The following is an 18,812-nucleotide window of genomic DNA, read 5'->3' on the forward strand; positions in this document are numbered from 1 at the left end:
GCGGGTGGCTCGGGGAGCGAACGGAGGAGCATATCTCCGAAGCCGTCACCATCGGCTGTGTTCGGTGGTGAACATGACAGCGTCTGCGACGGTCCGTGTGCGTCGTGTGCCTCGCTGTTCGCCGGGTGGGCCCTGAAGGCCCGTGTGTGCCAAGCTGACAGGGGCCCCGACGACGTCTTTCGGCCGGACCGCATCGAGCGGTGGGCCGATTCCGGTACGCGTCGAACGCCGCGGCGCGCGCGTGCACCGGCTGTGCCACAGGGAGGCCGATCAATGCCTTCGCGTGAGACCGTATTCATCACCGGTGCCGGGAGCGTGGGACGACTGGTGATCGAGGACCTGCGCACACACGACGTGCCGGTACGTGTCATGGTGCGCCGTGACGACGACCGTGCGGCCGAGTTCCGCCGGTTCGGCGCGGATGTGGTCCTGGGCGACCTCACCCGGCCCGAGACCGTCGCCGTCGGCCTGCGGGATGTCGGGCGGATGTACTTCGCGATGCCCGTGTCCCGCGATCACCTGCTGGCCGCGACCGTCGTGGCGAGCGTGGCCGAGGAATGCGGAACTCTGGATGCCCTGGTCGGGATGTCCCAGATGACGGTGTCGCAGATGACGGCCACCAGCACGGGCGAGTCCCACCAGCAGCGGTTGCACTGGCTGGCCGAGCAGGTGCTGAATTGGTCGGGGCTGCCTGTGATCCATATCCGGCCCACCACGTTCCTCGACAACCCGCTCTTCACCTCGGCCGCGGCACAGTCGATCAGGAGGGACGGAACGCTCGCCCTGCCCTTCGGGGCCGGGCGAACATCGCCCGTCGCGGTCAGCGACGTCGCGCGGGTGGCCGCCACCGTGCTCCGGGACCCGCGAGGACACATCGGCAACGTCTACGAGCTGACCGGACCACGGACGATGGACATGGAGGAGATGGCCGAGTCGTTCTCCCGGGCGCTGGGACGTCCGATCACCTACGCCGACGTGCCGCTCGAACAGTGGCGCGCCCAGGTACTGGCCGGGCTCGGTCTGCCCCGGCACATCGAGGAGCACATCGTCACCATGTGCCGACTGCACCAGGAGAACCGTTACGACCGGGCGACGGACGACGTCGCGCGTCTGACGGGCATACCGGCGCAGACCATCGAGCAGTTCGTCTCCGATCGCAAGGGCCTCTACGTCGACTGAGCCCGGTCGGCGCAGCCGGGCCGGCGGCGCCTTCGTCCAGGGCGTCAGGGCCGGCCGAGCGGCGGGAGATCCTCCGCCGAGATCCGCTCCCCGGCGCGGGCCTCCTCGGCCTCGATCTGCCGCGCGGCGTCGAGAACTCCGTTCAGGCTGCCCGCGGGGATGATCACGGCGCCGGAGGGGTCGGCGAAGGCGTAATCGCCGGGAGTGACGCACACCCCTGCGAACTCGACGGCCACGTCCGCCGCGTAGGGCATCACCGTGTCGCCACCCCACCGTGTGGCTTCACCCCGGCACCAGGTGGAGAAGGGGTACCCGCGCAACTGCCCGAAGTCCCGTAGCCGGCCGTCGGCCATGACGCCCGCCAGCCCATGCCGGACCGCCCTCAGCAGCTTGGTCCCGCCGCCGTGGGACGCCTCCGGGTGACCTCCGCTCGAGAGCACGAGCACCTTTCCCCGCGGCGAGTCGCCGAGCGCCGGGTAGAAGAAGTCCGCGAAGGTCCTGGACGACTCCTCCAGGTCGTCCCGCCAGGGCATGAACGCGATGGTGGCCACCGGGCCGAAGAGGGGCCTGCCCGGATCGGGGCTCGTCAGCGGCAGGATGTGCGCACGGTGGCCGTGCATGCGCGCCATGGCGTCCACGAGCGTGGCGCAGCCGAGGGCACTCAGTTCGTCCCCGAGGGGTGGAACGTCACTCACTCTGCCCGCGGTCGCGACGCGGCAATGGCGGACGACTGACCCGGAGTCCGGATTCCTCACCTGTCTCGCGACGCCACAGCGCCGGGAGCACTCACCGTTCCGGCGCCGGTCCGATGGCCGGCATCCAGGACCGAGCAGGAAGACCGTCACGTGATCCGATTGTCGCGCGCGTGAGCCCGGGGGCAACCGGGGGAGCCCCGGGCCGGTGCGGGGCCGTGCGCGGGGGCTCAGTCCGGGATGACCACACCCTCGGACGAGCCGCTGCCGATGCCCTGCCGATCGCTGGTGCGGGCCAGCGCGCGGCGGGATTCGTCGGGGTACTCCCGCTCCACAGCAGCGTCGAGCAGAGTGAGTTGACCGCGTACCGCACCGCGCCGTTCGTGAGGCACGTCGGCCAAGAGACCTTCCAGCATGGCCCGCAACCGCCTGCACACCTGCAGTGAGTCGACTCCGTACTCACGGATCTCGGTGACGCCGAGTTCGAGGTACTCCTCCCAGCCGCGTCCGGGCACCACCACCCGGGGCACGCCCCGCTTGTCCGCGAACACATGGCGGCCGGACAGTTCCGACCTTCCTACGGTGTGGAGGAAGACCTCGATGTGGTTGAGGACCTGTACAGCCGTCGTCGGGTCGTTCACGGCCGCAGACAGGGCGCGGGCGGCGATGTCGACGAGAACGCGCAGGGCGAACGCGGGATCCTGCTCGATGGTCCGCTCGGCGCCCAGGGCCACCAGACCGGCGAGTCGACGCGCGTCCGGCGGTACGCGAGGGGTTCCGTGCACTTCCAGGAGAACGGCGCCGGGAGGGACGAAGTCTCCCATCCGGTGGGCCACGACCAGGACGCAGTCGTGACGCGCGGCCATCGCGACGAGTTCGGCCACGCACACCCCCTGAACGGCCCCGCCGCCGGTGCAGGGCACGATCATCGTCGGCATGCTGTCGGGCGGATGAGGCGGCTCACCGAGGAGCGGGCGATGGCTCTTGTCCCGCAGGTACCTGCCAAGGACGCCGAGTCCCGTACGGCAGACCATGTCGGCGATGGCCACGGGACGCAGGTCGTGAGCGAACCGGTTGAGGTAGACCAGCAGCATCACCAGACTGACGGCCACGGCCAGTCCGGCGACCGTGACGCCCAGATCGGGCACCGTCCCGGGTTCGATCCTGCGGAGCAAGGTGAACGCGAAGGCGAAGGTGCCCGCGAAGGTGGCCAGGACGAGCTTCTGCAACCGGTTGCGATACCACAGCCGCATGTAGCGTGGAGACAGTGTTCCGGTGGCCTGCTGAACCACGAGGACACTGATAGTGACGACGAACCCCAGCAGGGCGACCATGGCTCCCACGATGGCGGTCAGGACGCCTGATGCCGTGGTGGCCGTGTACCGCCAACCGGTCGGCACCCCCCACATGTCGTCCACCGCGAGAGCGACCTCGCCCAGCAGTGCTCCCATGACGAGGCCGAGAACCGGCAGGATCCACAGGCTGGTCCTGGCGTACTGCCTCAGCTGGAACCGAAAAGCCCAGACCGGCATCGGCAACCTCCGGGGGGGGGCCGAGGTCGGGCCGTCGTCAAGATGCCCGTGATCCGGCCATATCACCCATCGTGACGAGGTACTACTGGTCGACGCGATCCCGATAGGTCTCGAGGATGCGCAGCCAGACCTCGCTGATCGTGGGGAAGGCGGGAACTGCGTGCCACAGCCGGTCCACCGGCATCTCACTGGTGATCGCGACGGTGGCCGAGTACAGCAGCTCCTGGGTCCCGGGACCGACGAAGGTGACACCGACGACGGTGTTGCGGTCGGTGTCGATCAGTACCCGGGCCCTGCCGCTGTAGCCGTCGGCGTACTGGACTGCGCCGGCCAGGCGTCCGATGTCGTAGTCCACGACGTCGACGCGTCGTCCGGCGCGCTCCGCCTCCTGAGTCGTCAGCCCCACGCTGGCCACCTCCGGCTCGCAGAAGACCACTTGGGGCACGGCGGCGCTGTCGGCCGTCGGGGCATGCGCTCCCCACCTGCCGTCGTCGAGGGGCTCGCCCTTGGCACGCGCTGCGATCAGGGGGCCGGCGATGCGCGCCTGGTACTTCCCCTGGTGGGTCATCAGCGCACGGTGGTTCACGTCACCGACCGCGTAGAGCCATCCGTCGGGGACGTCGGTCACGCGGAAGGAGTCGTCCACGTCCAGCCAGCTGCCGGGGTTCAGGCCGACGGTCTCCAGTCCGATGTCCTGTGTGTGAGGCGCGCGGCCGGTGGCGAACAGGATCTCGTCGGCCACCAGTGACTGCCCGTCGTCCAAGGTGATCCGGACGGGGCTTCCCGCACCGTTGTCCCGGACCACCCCGGTGACGGAGGTCCCGAAGCGCAGCTCCGCACCGGCTTCCCGCAGGGCCTCCGTCACCATCTCACCGGCGAAGGGCTCCATGCGGTTGAGAATGCCCTTGGTCCCGCGCACCAGCATGGTGACCTGGGATCCCAGCGCCTGAAAGGCGGTGGCCATCTCGACGGCGACCACACCGCCTCCTACCACGGCGAGGCGATCCGGCACATGACGGGCGGCGGTCGCGTCGCGGTTGGTCCAGGGGCGCACCGTGTCCAGCCCCGGCAGATCGGGGAACGCCGTGACGGTGCCCGTGGCGACGCAGACGGCGTGCCGGGCGGTGAGCCGTATGGTGTCGCCGCTACCGGTCTCGACGACGACCTGGCGCGGACCGTCGAGTCGGCCGTGGCCGCGCACCAGATCCACGGAGACGGACTCGAGCCAGTCGACCTGGTCGTCGTCCTTCCAGTACGCAGCCATCTTGTCACGGTGGGCGAAGACCGCGGGGACGTCCAGCGGCCCTTGGACGGCCCGCCGCAGTCCGGGGACCCTGCGGGCGTCGGCGCGCGCCACCACCGGACGGAGCAGTGCCTTGCTGGGCTCGCACGCCCAGAACGAGCATTCTCCACCGAGCAGTTCGTTCTCCACGATCACCGAGGTGAGTCCGGCGGCGCTCGTACGATCCGCCACGTTCTCCCCCGCGGGACCGGCTCCCACAACCACCACGTCGTAGGCGCGTGAAGTGTCACTCATGCCTGCTCCCGTCCTCATTTCGGCTTCGGTCGCTGCCGACGCGCGGAAGTGGTGGGGCCGCTGAGTGACGCGGTCACTCGTGGGGTCGCGGCAGCGCTTCCCAGTCTCCTCTTCCGGGGGAGACATCGCCTGGTGGGCGGGCGCATCGACATTTTCCGGGCATGGTGCCGCCGCGCCGGTGCGAGCTGTGTACCGCGTGGTTCGGCACCAGCCGTTCTCCGACGATTTGTGGAACTGTTCGAGCGGGTGGTGCCGGAAGCATCATCGCGGCCGCAGGGTGGACGCCGACGTCGGTATGCGATCGTGAGGTTCCCGCGGCGGTCGGGCCGCCGGCGACATCGGGCGTGCACCGGCAGCGTCCGTTCGCAATGTCATTCGGGCCGTCCCGGGAGAAGGACACCGGCGGACGGCTCTGTCGCTCGGTCACATGCGAGCACCCAGCGGCCGATGGGCCTGCCCCGCCAGTGGCCGGCTGCCAGAACCATCGCCGGACCCGGCCGGCCAGCCGTTTCACACTGAGTGACGACGGTGCGGCGTCTCGACCGGCAGCATCGGCGACAGCCCGTGCCGCATTCTGATCGAGGACGGCTCAGCATGGCCGCAGACCCGACATCAGCGTTTCGATGCAGCCGGTGACCAGCGTGTCGAGCGGGAGGTCGCCGTTCATGCCCGTGGCGACGAGCACGGTCAGGCCCTGGAGGAGCGCCAGGAGGGTCAGGTCGACCCTGCCGCTGGTGTCCGGGTCGATGTCGCCGCGGTCGCGGGCTTCTTGCAGCAGTCGCAACGGCGCGGAGAAGGCCCGGTCGTTGGCAGCCGAAAGGGCATCATCGCGCGCCTCGCTCTTCGGGCGGTGCATCAGGGGCAGCAGTGCGCGGTGTTCGACGGCGAACTCGACGTAGGTGCGGGCGAAGACGACGAGCCGAGCGGTGACGTCGCCCTCGGCGGTCTTCAGGGCTGCGTCGAGTCTGCGCCCGAGCCGCTCGTAGCCCTCTTCGGCGAGGGCGTCCAGCAGGGCCGTCTTGTCGGCGAAGTGGCGGCGGGGCGCGCTGTTGCTCACTCCCGCTGCCCGTGCCAGTTCGCGCAGGGACAGGCCCTCGATGCCGCGTTCGCCGAGGACGTTCTCCGCCTCTCGCAGCAGGGCGCTGCGCAGGTTGCCGTGGTGGTAAGGCCGTACTGCGGTCATGGCGTCACCCTAGCCCAATGTATTCATTGACTACAATGTACTCGTTGAATACATTGGCGCCATGACCAGTTCACTCACCACGGCCCCCTGGGCGGCCGGTCAGCTGCCGCCGCAGGACGGGCGCACTGTGATCATCACCGGCGCGAACAGCGGCATCGGCCTCGAGACGACCCGCGCGTTCGCTCGGGCGGGAGCCCGCGTGGTCATGGCCGTGCGGGACGTCGAACGTGCCCGCGCGAGCGTCCTGCACCTGCCCGATGCGATCGAACTGCGGCCGCTGGACCTCGCCGACCTCGCGTCCGTCTGCGCCTTCGCGGCCTGCATCGAACACCCATTCGACATCCTGATCAACAATGCAGGTGTGGCGAACGTGCCCGCGGGCAGGACCGCGGACGGGTTCGAGACTCACTTCGGCACCAATCACCTGGGGCACTTCGCTCTGACCAACCTGCTGCTGCCGAAGATCACGGACCGCGTGGTCACCATCGCCTCCAACGCTCACAAGAACGCCACGCTGGACCTGTCCGACCCCAACTGGGAGCGTCGGCGCTACCGTTCTTCCGCCGCCTACGGACAGTCGAAGCTCGCCAACCTGCTTTTCACCTTGGAACTGCAAAGCCGGCTGACTGCGGCAGGCGCCGGCGTCCGCGCGCTCGCTGCCCATCCCGGAGCAGCCACCACGGGCCTGAACCGGCATCTGGGGCCGGTTATGAAAGCCGTCGCGGCGACCGTGGGCCGCCTCATCATGCAGAGCGAGACCGACGGGGCGCAGCCCACCCTGTTCGCGGCCACCACAGACCTGCCGGGGGCGAGCTACGTCGGCCCCGACGGACGGGGTGAACAGCGCGGCCGACCGACCCTGGTGTCACGCAGCACCTCTGCCCAGGACCAGGCCCTGGCCGCCGAGTTGTGGCAACTGTCCGAACGCCTCACAGCCACGTCGTTCCCCCTCGGGTGACGCCGAGTCGTGGACGACACAAGAGCACGAGACGGTCGTCCGCGCCGATCCGTGCCGCCGCCGCCCGGAATCTTCCCGGAGGAGAGAGCTGGCCCGCTCTGCGCTGTGTGGCTGGGAGGGGAAGGCCGTCGCCCAGGAGTTGCCGCCTGCGTGAGCAGTGACGGCGGGTTCGGGGCACCTGTCACGGCTGGCGTCGCTGCTGTCCGCCGCCAGCCGCGGGCGGCGTGCACTGCCGGAATCAGCGGCGCGTTGCTCCCAGGTACGCAGCCGAACGCTGCGCGGACCGCGGTGAATGGGCGTTTCGGGCTTCCATGCGGGCGGTCCTGCGCTCCGGGAACTGCACCGCAGGCACGGCCGCGCCCGGTAGGCGCTGTCAGGTGACAGCGAGCGCGGCGGCGCGGAGGGCAGCCGCTACGCGGTTGACGGACTGCGTGGGGCGGCGGGCCAGGCTGGCCAGGAGCAGGCGCCGTTGTTCCTGAGGTCCGCCGCGCACCGGCAGGATGCGGACGCCCTCGGGTGCGGCCGGGGCGAGCGCCGCCGACACGGTGGTCAGCCCCAAACCCGCGGCGACGAGGTGGAGTTTGGCGAGCCAGTCGCGTGCGGTGTGGGCGATCTCGGGGCGTTCGTCCAAACCTGGCCATACGCCCATCAGGCGGTCCTCGCCGGAGGAGGGGCCCGCGATCCAGCGCTGTCCGCGGAGGTCGGCCACATCGACGAAGTCGCCCCGGGCGAGGGGATGGGAGGCCGGTACCGCCAGGCGCAGGGAACGCTCGGTGAGCGTCTCCACCACGAGCGGGGGCGTCTCGGTGTCCGGCGAGCGGAAGGGCGGCGCGGAGCCCAGCAGAACCAGGTCCAGGCTGCCGGCGCGCAGGGCGCGTACGAGGGTGGGGGTGGTGCCCTCACGGCTGACCACGCGCAGACCCGGGTCGGTGCGGCCGAGTTCGGTGAGGGCCCGGGGGAGTAGGACGGCTCCCGCGCTGGGGATCCATCCCAGGCGGACGGTACCGGCCGCTGGGGGCAGGCCGGACAGTTCCCTGGCGGTCGCTTCGATCTCGTCGAGCACGACCGTCGCGTGCCGAAGGACGGTGCGGCCGGCCGCGGTCAGCCGTACGCCTTCGCGCCGGCGCTGCAGCAGTTGGGTGCCCGCTGCCCGTTCGATCGCGGCCACCTGCCGGGACACGGCGGACTGGGTGTAGCCCAGGGACGCGGCGGCCGCGGTGAAGGTCCCGTGTTCGGCGACGGCGCGGAAGACGCGCAGCGCGGTGAGGGAGACATCCTCGAAGTCCATGACGTTCACGCATACCAGATGTGCCGAACTTTCGTTGGACGCATGGCGAGCCACGTTCCTAGCGTGGCGGGCATGAACGCTTCTCGCATCGCTCTTGTCACCGGCGCCAACCAGGGGCTGGGCCGCGCCCTGGTCGAGGGACTGGCGGCCCGTATGAACGCGGACGATCTCGTCCTGCTCACCGGACGCAGCCGTCGACGGGTGGGGGAGGCCGCCCACGAGGTCGGCCGGTCGCCCGGCACTCGTGCCCGCGTCGAGGGCCACGTCCTGGACGTCACCGACACCGATGCCATCGCCCGTCTCGCCGGGGAACTCCAGGCGCGTCACGGCGGGGTCGACGTCGTCGTGTCCAACGCGGTCGCCCGCCTTCTGCCCGAGGAGTCCCAGGCCGAGCGGGCCGATGAGTTCATCGACGTCTCCAACACCGCCACCCACGCGGTCCTGCGCGCCTTCGGCCCCGTCCTGCGCCCGGGCGGCCGGCTCCTGGTCGTGGCCAGCAGCCTGGGCACGCTCGGCCATCTCGATACCCGGCTGCACCACCTCTTCGACGGTGCGAGCCTCGACCAGGTCGAGTACGCCGTGGAGTCCTGGCGCAGCGCAATCCACAGCAGGACGGCGCAGGAGACGGGCTGGCCCCTGTGGCTGAACGTGCCGTCCAAGGTCGCTCAGGTCGCCGCCGTCCGCGCCGTCGCCGCCGAGCGCCGTACACGCGACCTGGCCGACGGCACCCTGATCGCGGCCGTGTGCCCGGGCATGGTCGACACCGCCACCTCGCGGCCCTGGTTCAGTGACCACAGCCGGGCCCAGACACCCGCCCGGGCCGCCGAAGCCGTGCTCGACCTCGTCTTCGCCGAGCACGTGGATCCCGCCCTGTACGGCGAACTGGTCCGGTTCGGAGAGGTCCTGCCCTGGCACGACGGCACACCCCCGGTGGAACAGGACCGGATGCTCACCCCCTGACCCCCTGACGACGCCGAGTCGTCGCGCCGGCCTGCAGACACGGCCGGTCGAGGGCATGGCCCGCCCCGACCGCACAGCACGTCAAGGAGTTCACCCATGAGCCTCATCACCACCCCCTTCGGTTTCTCCAGCACGACGGACGAGGTGACGCAGGGCGTCGATCTCACCGGCCGTCGTGCGGTGGTCACCGGTGCCTCGTCGGGGCTCGGCGCCGAGACGGCCCGGGCCCTGGCCGCCGCAGGGGCGGAAGTCACCCTCGCCGTGCGGGACGTCGCCTCCGGCGAGCGCGCGGCCAAGGACATCACCGCCTCCACCGGACGTCACGAGGTGCACGTGGCGCACCTGGACCTGACCGAACCCGCCTCCGTCACCGCCTTCACCGCCGCCTGGCGCGGTCCACTGCACCTCCTGGTGAACAACGCGGGCGTCATGGCCTGCCCCGAGCGGTACACCGCGCATGGCTGGGAGTGGCAGTTCGCCACCAACCACCTGGGTCACTTCGCTCTCACCACGGGCCTGCACCGGGCGCTGGCCGCCGATGGCAACGCGCGTGTCGTCGCGGTGAGTTCCTCCGGTCACCAGCGCTCCCCGATCGTGTGGGACGACGTGAACTTCGCCTTCCGCCCTTACGATCCGTGGCTCGCCTACGGCCAGTCCAAGACCGCGAACATCCTCTTCGCGGTCGAAGCGACCCGCCGCTGGGCCGCGGACGGCATCACCGTCAACGCGTGCATGCCCGGGGCCATCCACACGAACCTGCAACGGCACACCGCCGGCCGCGGCAGCGGGCTGGTTCCCGACCATCTGATCAAGACGGTCGAGCAGGGAGCGGCGGCCTCCGTCCTGCTCGCCGCCTCACCGCTCCTCGACAGCGTGGGTGGCCGCTACTTCGTCGACTGCAACGAAAGCGACGTCGTCGACCGCCGCACCGGGACCTTGCAGGGGGTCGCCCGCTACGCCGTCGACCCGGACAACGCCGGACGCCTGTGGGCGCTGTCGAGGGAACTCCTCGCACGGGCTCACTGAGCACCTCTGCCGGACACGACCGCCGACCGCCGTCAGCACGCGGTCGTCACCCGCCCCGGCCGGTCGTCCACCCGGTTTCCGGCCGGTATTCGACTGATCTCCGGCCGGTCCTCAGCGCTGTGGCTGTGCGCGCAGTCCGTCGAGGATGAGCGCGAGCATGCGGGGAGCGCGGTCCTCGGGGACGGCGGCGGCGCGCCAGAGCGCGCCGGTGAGCTGGAGAAAGTCACCGGGCTCGGCATCCGCGCGGATGCTTCCGTCCTTCTTGCCGGCGTCGAGGAGCTCGGTGATGGCGGTGACGACCGGGCCGTAGCTCTGTTCGCTCATCGCCTGGTGCGCGCTGGGGCTGAGGGCCTCGCCCAGGCCGTGCTTCCTGCGCATGGCCTCGACCAGATCGAGCGTCCAGGTGCGCAGCGCCTCCAGCGGCGGCAGCTCACCGAGCAGGTCGGGCACGGTGCCGGTGATGCGGGTGACCTCGTCCTGGTAGACGGCCAACACCAGCGCCTCGCGGGTGGGGAAGTTGCGGTACAGCGTGCCCGGGCCGACACCGGCGCGCTGGGCGATCTGGTTCATCGACGTGGCGCCGTCCTCGCCCAGCGCCTCGCGGGCGGCAGCGAGGATGCGCGCCCTGTTCTCACGGGCGTCCGAACGGACCACGAGACCTCCCCTTGCTAAGTGGAGAGCTCTCCACTACGTTATTCGGAGAGCTCTCCACTTACTTTAGAGGGGCACCATGCGCTACATCAAGCTCGGCACCACCGGCCTCGACGTGTCACCCATCGCCATCGGCGCCATGACCTACGGCGAACCCGACCGCGGGCACCCCGTCTGGTCGAAGGGCGAGGAGGAGGCCCGCCCGCTCATCAGGCACGCCCTCGAGGTGGGCATCAACTTCTTCGACACCGCGAACCTGTACTCCTACGGCTCCAGCGAGGAGATCCTCGGCCGGGTGCTGAAGGAATACGCCGACCGTGACGCCGTGGTCATCGCCACGAAACTGCGCCACCCGATGCGCCCGGGCCCGAACGGACGAGGACTGTCGCGCAAGGCGATCATGACCGAGGTCGACCATTCCCTGCGGCGCCTCGGCACGGACTACATCGACCTGTACCAGATCCACCGCAACGACCACTCCACCCCCTGGGAGGAGACCCTTCAGGTTCTCAGTGACCTGGTGCAGGCCGGCAAGGTCCGCTACCTGGGCGCCTCCTCCATGCACGCCTGGGAGTTCGCCAAGGCCCTCCACCTGCAGAAGCAGCACGGCTGGGCGCGCTTCGTGTCGATGCAGGACCACTACAACCTCCTCGCCCGCGAAGAGGAGAGGGAGATGCTCCCGCTGTGCCTGGACGAAGGCGTCGGCACCCTGGTCTGGTCCCCCCTGGCTCGCGGCCGCCTGGCCCGCGCCTGGGACGACGCCCGCTCCACCCAGCGCTCGGAAACCGACGCGGCCTACGCCGATCTTCTCTACTCGCCCGCGCAGGAAGCCTCCAACCAGGCGATCATCGACGCGGTCGGTCAGGTGGCGGAAGCACACGGCGTGAGCCGTGCCCAGATCGCGCTCGCCTGGCTGCGCCGTCAGCCGGTCGTGACCGCACCGCTGGTCGGCGCCGGCTCCATCAGCCAGATCGACCAGGCTGTGGCCTCCCTCGACGTCGACCTCACCGACGCCGAGGTGCGCGATCTGGAGGCCCCTTACACCCCGCGCTACGACTGGCAGGGCGTCTCCGACGAAGCGGAGCTGGAGGCCATCCGCCGGCGCGTCCCCGGAATGGCCCTGTCATGAACCCGATCGTCCGCTCCGGCCCGGCCGCCCGCGCCGGAGGCCTCCTGATCCTGCTCGACACCGGCCACACCGTCCGCATCACCGTCCGCGACCTACAGCGCGAACCGGCCTTGCGCTCCTGACCGCACGAGTCACCGCCTTCGGCGACGACCGGCTCACCGTCGTACGCGCCGACCTCCAGCACTCGACGGCTGGGACGCCGCCGTAGCCGACTTTGAGCACGTCCTCCACGTCGCTTCACCCACCCTGCGTGGCGTGTCCTCGGGCGGGATCACCGTACGTCCGCCGGCGTCGACGGCGCGGTGATACGAGCTATCGGGAGGGCGTGGAGCGGATCCTCGCCGACTGCCCCGTCGCCCCCCTTCTGAAGTCCGGCTCGTGCCGCGATACCGAACCGGCTCCGGTACTCCGACGGCGTCACGGCCCGCGGCGCGCTGGAAGCGCCGACGGAAGTTCGCCACGTCCAGGTGGCCGACCCTCCTTGAGAACTGGGCGACGGCTGGTCGGTGGTTGGCCGCCGAGTGCGGTGGGGCAGCGGTGGTGGTTGCAGGTGTGGAGGAAGCCTGCCAGGGCGGTGGTGCGGCCTGGATCGCTCAGGTCCTGGCCGGCTGCGAGTCGAACACACGACGCGTCGCGCGTGTCGTTCATGACCTTCTCGAAGCGCTTACTGCTGAACCGGTTCCCGGTGGGGGTCTGTGTCCGTGGGGGTTCTGTGTCCGTTCTCGTCGACGTCCAGGGTGATCTCGCCCCACCGCAGGGGATGTCGTCGGCGTGACCGGCGGATCTCCTCCTCCGAAGAACCTGGTTGGCCGCAGCCCGTGCCTGCCGACCTCGAACTCGGCTCTGTGTGGCTTCAAGACCAGAAGGGTCGTGGGGGGCGCACGCCCGCCCCCCACGACCGGTCGGCCGTACTTGCTGCGATCTGAGTGATCGTCACCTACAGCACGCTCACGGCGTGATGGTGACCGCGTCGAACTGGTTGATCGCTGACTGGCTCACGTCATGGGACGTGGAGAAGATGCCGGCCTCCTGCTTGGCCGCGGCCGAGGGCAATGCCACGGGCTGCCCGATCGCGACGAAGTTGGTGCCATCGTAGGAGTACGAGGCGCCGAACGAGGTCCCGGACCGGGTGAGTTTCACCCAGACGGGGCGGAAGACGTCGACGGCCGCTCGGGCGTCGGCGTCCAGATATCCGTCGCCGTCGGTGTCCCACTGGAACACGACGCCGTTGCGAGCGGTCACCGCGACGACGGCATACCCGGCGGACCGTCCCGCCTGGGTCATGTCGTTGCGGACCACGACACCCGACTTGGCCCAGGGGTTGGCGTCGTTGACCGACACGACGCGGGTGGAGACGCTTGAGCCGGAGGCCAAGGCACCGGCCCGGTAGACCGAACCGAACTGGTCGTCACGCTGACCGCCCGCACCCCATACGTCGGCGCCGGCCGCCGCGATCCCGAATCCGTCCCCTCTCTGCCCGAAGTAGGAGCTGACAGCCGAACCACCGGCGGTGGCGAAGCCGGCTGCCACGGGTGCGTCGGCCTCGCATCCGCTGACGCCGAACTGGTTGGCGTTGAGCGATGTCCGGTACCGCGGCGCGACCCCCGCCTGGCAGATGACCTCGCGTGCGCCTGCGGGCCAGTTGGCCCCGGAGACCTTGACGTTGTTGATCAGCTTGTTGTTGTGCGCCTCGGCGTTCGGCGTCGAGGCTCCACCGGAGTTGTACCAGTTGTTCTGGATGACGTTGTCGCTGGTGTTGTTGCGGAGGCTGTATGCGTTGGTGAAGAGGAAGGATCCGCCCTGGACCACGTTGTTCTCATACGTCATCGAGCGCGAGCCCTCGTCGAGGTAGAGGCCGACTCCCGAGATGTTGAACAGGTAGTTCTCGGCGACCACGGTTCCCGGGCTGGCGGAGAGATTGTAGATCGATCCGCCGTCGGCGAAACGGGCCTTCGTGTTGTGCACGAGGTTGCCCTCGACACGGTTGTTCTTGAGCGTGGTCGGTGTCGTGTAGAGCGTGTTCCACTTGTAGTAGCCGCGGTCGACGTAGTCGTTCGACCCTCCGGCGTCGTTGATGCCCCACCCGTAGCCGGTGTCGATGCCGTCGTAGGGGACGTTGGAGACCTCGTTGTGCAGGATGCGGGCGTCCGTGACGTAGGTGCTGAGGATGCCGCTGTTGTCCTTGTAGTCCACCGCAACGCGGTTGATCGTGTTGTCGGAGATCAGGATGTCCCGGTTGGTCATTCTCGGATCGCCGGGGTGGTGCGCGTCGGGCAGTACGCCGCCGACCGCTATGCCGTGACCACTGTTCTCCGTGAACCGGTTGCCGACGACGTCGATGTCGCTCGCGCCCAGTCCGACACCGGTGCGTGTGGCGTTGGCGTCGTTCCCGATGCCCAGCGCGGACTGGCCCAGGTTGGTGAACGTGTTGCCGGTGAACGAGATGCGGCTGGCGGCGGATACCTGCACGGCGGCGGGCTCCTGGTACCAGCTGGTGCGCGCTCGTTCGAACATCTCGCAGCCGCGCGAGCAGCTGGTGAAGGCGTCGGCGGGGCGGTACTTGTAGGCGCCCTTGATGAACAGGCCGTTCTGCTGGACCGCGTAGCCGTCGGTCGAGGGGCCGAGCCAGGAGGTCCCGGAGAACTGGATGCCGTCGAAGGCAAGACCGGTCACCGGCCTGTCGTACGTCCCGCCGATGCTGATCAGTGTCTCCAGGCGGGGAAGCTCGATGTCGAGCCGGTTGGGGTCGACTCCGTCCGCCGGCTTGTAGTAGAGCTTCCCGGCACCCGGATCCACGTACCACTGGCCGGCCTGGGTGAGGAACTTCAGCGAGTTGTCGAGGTACCAGCTCGGTCCGGCCAGGAACGAGTTCTGGACGGTGTCCCAGCCCCAGGTGTTGTTGTCCCACGCCGGCTGGGCCATCGTGATCTCGGTGCCGCTGATGCTCTGAACCGGCGAGTAGCGGTTCGTGAAGTCGCCGAGGGACTCGAACTCGATGCGCCCTTGGTCGGGGAGGGTGGCGAGGTAGTTCAGCGCCGGGTTCTTGATGGTGAGTCCGGTCGCGGTGGGAGTGACGTCCGTGTTGGCGAGGCGGATGGCGGCGCGAGGTGCGATCACGCCGTTCACGTAGAGCTGGCGGGTGTCGAGTCCGCGGGGGGTCTCCGCCTCCCAGATGCCGGGGCCCGCATCGGACTTGATCCAGCCGGTGACCTTCTTGGCGCCGGTGATGACGGGGTGGGCGTCCGGGGCGGCGGTCCAGTGGACGGTGTGGTCGCCGCCGCCGTCGCCGGGTCCGAACCGGAGGGGCTTGGAAAGGCGATAGGTGCCGTCGGCGAGCTGAACGCTCACGTCACCCCGCTTCGCCGCGGGGCGGGCGACGTGCTGGGCGCGCTCGAGTGAGCATGGCTGCGCCGGACTGCAGTGTCCGGAGTCCTTCCCGTTCGGCGCCGCGAAGTACACCGTCCGGGGCGCGGCCTGTGCCTGGAGGGGAATGAGCGCTGATGCGATGACGGCGCAGGTGCCGAGCGTCGCGAGGAGTCCCGCCCTGCGCCTCCATCGAGCGCTCACCGAGCGTGTCGAGTCTGACGTCGATGTCATGTTCGATCGCTTCCTGTGACTGGGGCCTTGAGGCCCGTCACAGGGGTAGCATACGTATGATGTTTGCGACAAGATTCGTACGATGTTTGCTTGAGGCCCCCGAGCTCTAGCTCATGCGAGCCGGGTCTGGAACGAGTCCCGTGACGTGCAGTTCCTCCCACAGGGCCTCCGGGATCACCGCCCGATACCGCGCGACATTGCTGCGCACGTGCTCGGCGGTGCGCATTCCCGTCACCACCGAGGTGACCGCGGGATGGCGCAGGGGGTACTGGATGGCGGCGGCGGGAAGCTCGACGCCGTGCCGCTCGCAGACGGCGGCGATGCGGGCGGCGCGTTCGACGACGGACCGCGGAGCGGCCCCGTAGTCGTAGGACGCCGAGGCGTCCACGGTCGCGGTGCTCAACAGGCCGGAGTTGTAGACCGCCGCGGCGACGACGCCGACGCCGCGCTCCTGGGCGGCGGACAGCAGGCACTCCAGGGCCGATTGGTCGAGAAGGGTGAACCGCCCGGCGACCATGACCACATCGACGTCGGTCCGCCTCACGAACTCGGTCAGCATGGCCGCCTGGTTCATGCCGGCGCCGATGGCGCCGACGACGCCCTGGTCCCGGAGTTCGGTCAGCGCGGTGATCCCGCTCGATGAGGCCTGCTCCCAGTGGTCGTCCGGATCGTGCAGGTAGGCGATGTCGAGCCGGTCGGTCCCGAGCCGTGCCAGCGACTCCTCCACGGAACGAAGGATCCCGTCACGGCTGAAGTCCCAGACCCGTCTCATCGCCGCCGGAACGACGAACCCGTCGTCATCGAGGCGGTCGGCCGTGTCCGGGCTGTCGACGAGCAGACGCCCGACCTTCGAGGAGACGACCACACCTGGTCGAGGGGCTGCGCGCAGGGCGGCCCCGAGACGTCGTTCGGACAGCCCCAGGCCGTAGTGCGGCGCTGTGTCGAGGTAGCGGATCCCTTCCTCGGTCGCGGTTCTGACGGCACGACACGAGTCGGCGTCGGTCGTCTCGGTGAACAGATTGCCGAACTGGGCTGCTCCCAGGCCCAGTTCGGTGAGCCGGTGCCCGGTGCGCAGACTCCGGACGGGCAGCGTCTTTTCCATGGGCGCGTGGTCGCGCGGCGGTTGCTTGCTGGTCACGAGGTCGAGTTCTACCATGACAGCATACGTATGATGTTTCATGTTAGGGTGCGTCACCTCCGTGGGCCGGCGCGGCCTGCGACGTGGCGGGAGGGAGTCGATCGGTATGTTGGCGGCGAGCTATGCGGGCGCCCGAAGAATGACGATCGAGGAGCGGGAACCGGTCGAGCCGAGCCCGGGGGAGGTGCGCATAGCCGTTGCCTACGTCGGAATCTGCGGCACGGACCTTCACGTGTTCCACGGGGACATGGACGCTCGGGTCAGCAGGCCGGCGCCGATCGGACACGAGATGTCGGGCACGATCGTCGCCCTCGGCGCCGGCGTGGAGGGCTGGGCGGTGGGCGATGCGGTGACCGTCATGCCACTGGCCTGGGACGGCACCTGCCCGGCCTGCCGTGCGGGGAACGAGCACGTCTGCCAGAACCTGGACTTCATCGGCATCGACAGCCCGGGAGCCCTTCAGGAGTACTGGAACGTGCCGGTGTCGACACTCGTACGGCTGCCCTCGGACATCTCGCTGCGTGATGCCGCGCTGGTGGAGCCCTTGGCGGTGGCCGTTCACGACGTACGACGCTCCGGGCTCGCCGCAGGCGACAAGGCGGTCGTCATCGGTGCGGGCCCGATCGGCGTGCTGATCGCGTTCGTCGCCGCTGCGTTCGGCGCCGAGGTCGTGGTCGCCGAGGTGGACGCGACCCGGCGGGCCGCCGCCGAGAAGATGGGACTGACGACGCTGGACGCGTCGTCGGTCGACCAGGTCGCCTGGGTGGAGGAGTGGACGGACGGCGCCGGAGCGGACATCGTGTTCGAAGTCTCCGGTTCGGCCGCCGCCGTGCTCGGCGCCACCAGCCTGGCGAAGGTCCGCGGCACGCTCGTGGTGGTGGCCATCCACGCGCAACCCCGGCCGATCGACCTGCACCGCGTGTTCTGGCGGGAACTGACGTTGCTCGGTGCCCGGGTCTACCAGCGCCACGACTTCGAGCGCGCCATCGAGCTCTTGACCGAGGGAGTCGTCCCGGCCGACCGGCTCATCACGGGCGTCGTGCCCCTGAGAGAGGTCGAATCGGCCTTCGGCCTCCTCGAGACCGGGCGGGCGATGAAGCTGCTCGTCGAGGTGGGCGCGTCATGAACCCGTACGACCTGACCGGGCGCCTGGCCGTCGTGACGGGGGCCAAGCGCGGAATCGGGTTCGCCGTCGCCGAGGCTCTCGCCGCCGCGGGCGCCGACATCGTGGGAGTCTCCGCCACCCTCGATCCGGCCTCATCGGCGATCGGCGACCGGGTGCGCCGGCTCGGCCGTGAGTTCACCGGGCACCGTGTCGACTTCGCGGACCGGCGTCAGGTGACCCGCTTCGCAGAGGAACTCGCGGCAGGCGAGCGCCCGGTGGACATCCTGATCAACAACGCCGGGACCATCCGCCGTGCTCCCGCGGCCGAGCATCCCCTGGAATGGTTCGACGAAGTGCTCGAAGTCGATCTCATGAGCACCTTCGTACTCAGCCAGGCCCTGGGGCGGCGGATGCTGGAGGCGCAGCACGGGCGGATCGTCTTCACCGCCTCCCTGCTCTCGTTCCAGGGCGGGATCAACGTGCCGGGCTATGCGGCCGCCAAGTCCGGCGTGGCGGGACTGGTACGGGCGCTGTCGAACGAGTGGGCGGGGCGCGGTGTGACCGTCAACGGCATCGCCCCGGGTTACATCGCGACCGACAACACCCAGGCGCTTCAGGACGATCCGGAGCGGTCCCGTGCGATCCTCGAGCGGATCCCGGCAGGGCGGTGGGGGACGGCGGAGGACATCGCCGGTGCCGCCGTCTTCCTGGCGTCGGATGCCGCGCGCTACGTCTCCGGCGCGATCCTGCCGGTCGACGGTGGCTGGCTCGGCCGATGAGGCACTGAACCAGGGGAGTGCGGTCCCCCTGGGCCGAGGGGCCGTCGGCCTGCGGGCC

The 18,812-nt window shown here is 69.8% G+C and carries 16 protein-coding genes; 8 read left to right on the plus strand and 8 right to left on the minus strand.

Features of this window, described 5'->3' with window-relative positions; genetic code table 11:
• Nucleotides 1–273 precede the first annotated feature (273 nt).
• A complete protein-coding gene (locus DC008_RS34770; RefSeq protein ID WP_108710430.1) occupies nucleotides 274–1,179 on the plus strand; it encodes an NmrA family NAD(P)-binding protein in 906 nt (301 codons plus the stop codon).
• 44 nt (nucleotides 1,180–1,223) lie between these two features.
• Here DC008_RS34770 and DC008_RS34775 read toward each other — a convergent pair whose 3' ends face one another.
• From DC008_RS34775 to DC008_RS34790, 4 genes are all read right to left on the minus strand, one after another.
• The gene (locus tag DC008_RS34775; protein WP_235071318.1) at nucleotides 1,224–1,874 is read right to left on the minus strand and encodes an RraA family protein; all 651 of its coding nucleotides are present in this window, start codon (nucleotides 1,872–1,874) and stop codon (nucleotides 1,224–1,226) included.
• A gap of 227 nt (nucleotides 1,875–2,101) precedes the next feature.
• Nucleotides 2,102–3,403 carry a DUF2254 domain-containing protein gene (locus DC008_RS34780; protein ID WP_108710431.1) on the minus strand — a complete coding sequence of 434 codons (1,302 nt, stop codon included), beginning with the start codon at nucleotides 3,401–3,403 and terminating at the stop codon, nucleotides 2,102–2,104.
• 82 nt (nucleotides 3,404–3,485) lie between these two features.
• Nucleotides 3,486–4,940: a dihydrolipoyl dehydrogenase family protein gene (locus tag DC008_RS34785; protein WP_108710432.1), complete on the minus strand. Its 1,455-nt coding sequence runs from the start codon at nucleotides 4,938–4,940 to the stop codon at nucleotides 3,486–3,488.
• A 589-nt stretch (nucleotides 4,941–5,529) separates the two neighbouring features.
• A complete protein-coding gene (locus tag DC008_RS34790) occupies nucleotides 5,530–6,123 on the minus strand; it encodes a TetR/AcrR family transcriptional regulator (protein WP_108710433.1) in 594 nt (197 codons plus the stop codon).
• Between the two features lie 61 nt (nucleotides 6,124–6,184).
• Between DC008_RS34790 and DC008_RS34795 the strand changes: the two genes are divergently transcribed.
• Nucleotides 6,185–7,081, plus strand: a complete 897-nt coding sequence (locus DC008_RS34795) for an oxidoreductase (RefSeq protein ID WP_108710434.1) — start codon at nucleotides 6,185–6,187, stop codon at nucleotides 7,079–7,081.
• Between the two features lie 373 nt (nucleotides 7,082–7,454).
• Here DC008_RS34795 and DC008_RS34800 read toward each other — a convergent pair whose 3' ends face one another.
• Nucleotides 7,455–8,369: a LysR family transcriptional regulator gene (locus tag DC008_RS34800; protein WP_208646066.1), complete on the minus strand. Its 915-nt coding sequence runs from the start codon at nucleotides 8,367–8,369 to the stop codon at nucleotides 7,455–7,457.
• Nucleotides 8,370–8,441: 72 nt separating this feature from the next.
• Between DC008_RS34800 and DC008_RS34805 the strand changes: the two genes are divergently transcribed.
• Complete coding sequence (locus DC008_RS34805) at nucleotides 8,442–9,329, plus strand: SDR family NAD(P)-dependent oxidoreductase (protein WP_108710436.1); 888 nt, start codon at nucleotides 8,442–8,444, stop codon at nucleotides 9,327–9,329.
• A gap of 96 nt (nucleotides 9,330–9,425) precedes the next feature.
• Nucleotides 9,426–10,355: an SDR family NAD(P)-dependent oxidoreductase gene (locus DC008_RS34810; RefSeq protein ID WP_108710437.1), complete on the plus strand. Its 930-nt coding sequence runs from the start codon at nucleotides 9,426–9,428 to the stop codon at nucleotides 10,353–10,355.
• A 111-nt stretch (nucleotides 10,356–10,466) separates the two neighbouring features.
• Here the strand turns inward: DC008_RS34810 and DC008_RS34815 are convergent, their stop codons facing one another.
• Nucleotides 10,467–11,009 (minus strand): TetR/AcrR family transcriptional regulator, encoded by a 543-nt coding sequence (locus tag DC008_RS34815; protein WP_108710438.1) that lies wholly within the window; start codon nucleotides 11,007–11,009, stop codon nucleotides 10,467–10,469.
• Between the two features lie 76 nt (nucleotides 11,010–11,085).
• Here DC008_RS34815 and DC008_RS34820 point away from each other — a divergent pair, with 76 nt between their 5' ends.
• Nucleotides 11,086–12,135, plus strand: a complete 1,050-nt coding sequence (locus DC008_RS34820; protein ID WP_108710439.1) for an aldo/keto reductase — start codon at nucleotides 11,086–11,088, stop codon at nucleotides 12,133–12,135.
• Entirely contained in the window at nucleotides 12,132–12,257 is a 126-nt protein-coding gene (locus tag DC008_RS36305; protein ID WP_279632354.1) for a hypothetical protein, read from the plus strand. The genes DC008_RS34820 and DC008_RS36305 overlap by 4 nt, the downstream gene beginning before the upstream one ends.
• Nucleotides 12,258–13,083: 826 nt before the next feature.
• On the opposite strand, the gene DC008_RS34835 is transcribed toward DC008_RS36305, so the two are convergent.
• Together DC008_RS34835 and DC008_RS34840 are read right to left on the minus strand one after the other, a co-directional pair.
• Nucleotides 13,084–15,483, minus strand: coding sequence for a right-handed parallel beta-helix repeat-containing protein (locus DC008_RS34835; RefSeq protein ID WP_208646068.1), 2,400 nt, complete (start codon nucleotides 15,481–15,483; stop codon nucleotides 13,084–13,086).
• A 355-nt stretch (nucleotides 15,484–15,838) separates the two neighbouring features.
• A complete protein-coding gene (locus tag DC008_RS34840; RefSeq protein ID WP_108711009.1) occupies nucleotides 15,839–16,834 on the minus strand; it encodes an aldo/keto reductase in 996 nt (331 codons plus the stop codon).
• Between the two features lie 142 nt (nucleotides 16,835–16,976).
• Between DC008_RS34840 and DC008_RS34845 the strand changes: the two genes are divergently transcribed.
• Nucleotides 16,977–17,996, plus strand: a complete 1,020-nt coding sequence (locus DC008_RS34845) for a zinc-dependent alcohol dehydrogenase (RefSeq protein WP_108710441.1) — start codon at nucleotides 16,977–16,979, stop codon at nucleotides 17,994–17,996.
• Nucleotides 17,993–18,754, plus strand: a complete 762-nt coding sequence (locus DC008_RS34850) for an SDR family oxidoreductase (protein WP_108710442.1) — start codon at nucleotides 17,993–17,995, stop codon at nucleotides 18,752–18,754. The genes DC008_RS34845 and DC008_RS34850 overlap by 4 nt, the downstream gene beginning before the upstream one ends.
• Nucleotides 18,755–18,812 lie beyond the last annotated feature (58 nt).

It is taken from the genome of Streptomyces nigra (assembly GCF_003074055.1).
Classification (GTDB): Bacteria; Actinomycetota; Actinomycetes; order Streptomycetales; family Streptomycetaceae; genus Streptomyces; species Streptomyces nigra.

Excerpts from the sequence above, each read along its gene's own strand:
- DC008_RS34770 (WP_108710430.1), top strand. The coding sequence starts at position 274 with ATGCCTTCGCGTGAGACCGTATTCATCACCGGTGCCGGGAGCGTGGGA.
- DC008_RS34780 (WP_108710431.1), bottom strand. The coding sequence starts at position 3,403 with ATGCCGGTCTGGGCTTTTCGGTTCCAGCTGAGGCAGTACGCCAGGACC.
- DC008_RS34785 (WP_108710432.1), bottom strand. The coding sequence starts at position 4,940 with ATGAGTGACACTTCACGCGCCTACGACGTGGTGGTTGTGGGAGCCGGT.
- DC008_RS34790 (WP_108710433.1), bottom strand. The coding sequence starts at position 6,123 with ATGACCGCAGTACGGCCTTACCACCACGGCAACCTGCGCAGCGCCCTG.
- DC008_RS34795 (WP_108710434.1), top strand. The coding sequence starts at position 6,185 with ATGACCAGTTCACTCACCACGGCCCCCTGGGCGGCCGGTCAGCTGCCG.
- DC008_RS34800 (WP_208646066.1), bottom strand. The coding sequence starts at position 8,369 with ATGGACTTCGAGGATGTCTCCCTCACCGCGCTGCGCGTCTTCCGCGCC.
- DC008_RS34805 (WP_108710436.1), top strand. The coding sequence starts at position 8,442 with ATGAACGCTTCTCGCATCGCTCTTGTCACCGGCGCCAACCAGGGGCTG.
- DC008_RS34810 (WP_108710437.1), top strand. The coding sequence starts at position 9,426 with ATGAGCCTCATCACCACCCCCTTCGGTTTCTCCAGCACGACGGACGAG.
- DC008_RS34820 (WP_108710439.1), top strand. The coding sequence starts at position 11,086 with ATGCGCTACATCAAGCTCGGCACCACCGGCCTCGACGTGTCACCCATC.
- DC008_RS36305 (WP_279632354.1), top strand. The coding sequence starts at position 12,132 with ATGAACCCGATCGTCCGCTCCGGCCCGGCCGCCCGCGCCGGAGGCCTC.
- DC008_RS34840 (WP_108711009.1), bottom strand. The coding sequence starts at position 16,834 with ATGGAAAAGACGCTGCCCGTCCGGAGTCTGCGCACCGGGCACCGGCTC.
- DC008_RS34845 (WP_108710441.1), top strand. The coding sequence starts at position 16,977 with ATGTTGGCGGCGAGCTATGCGGGCGCCCGAAGAATGACGATCGAGGAG.
- DC008_RS34850 (WP_108710442.1), top strand. The coding sequence starts at position 17,993 with ATGAACCCGTACGACCTGACCGGGCGCCTGGCCGTCGTGACGGGGGCC.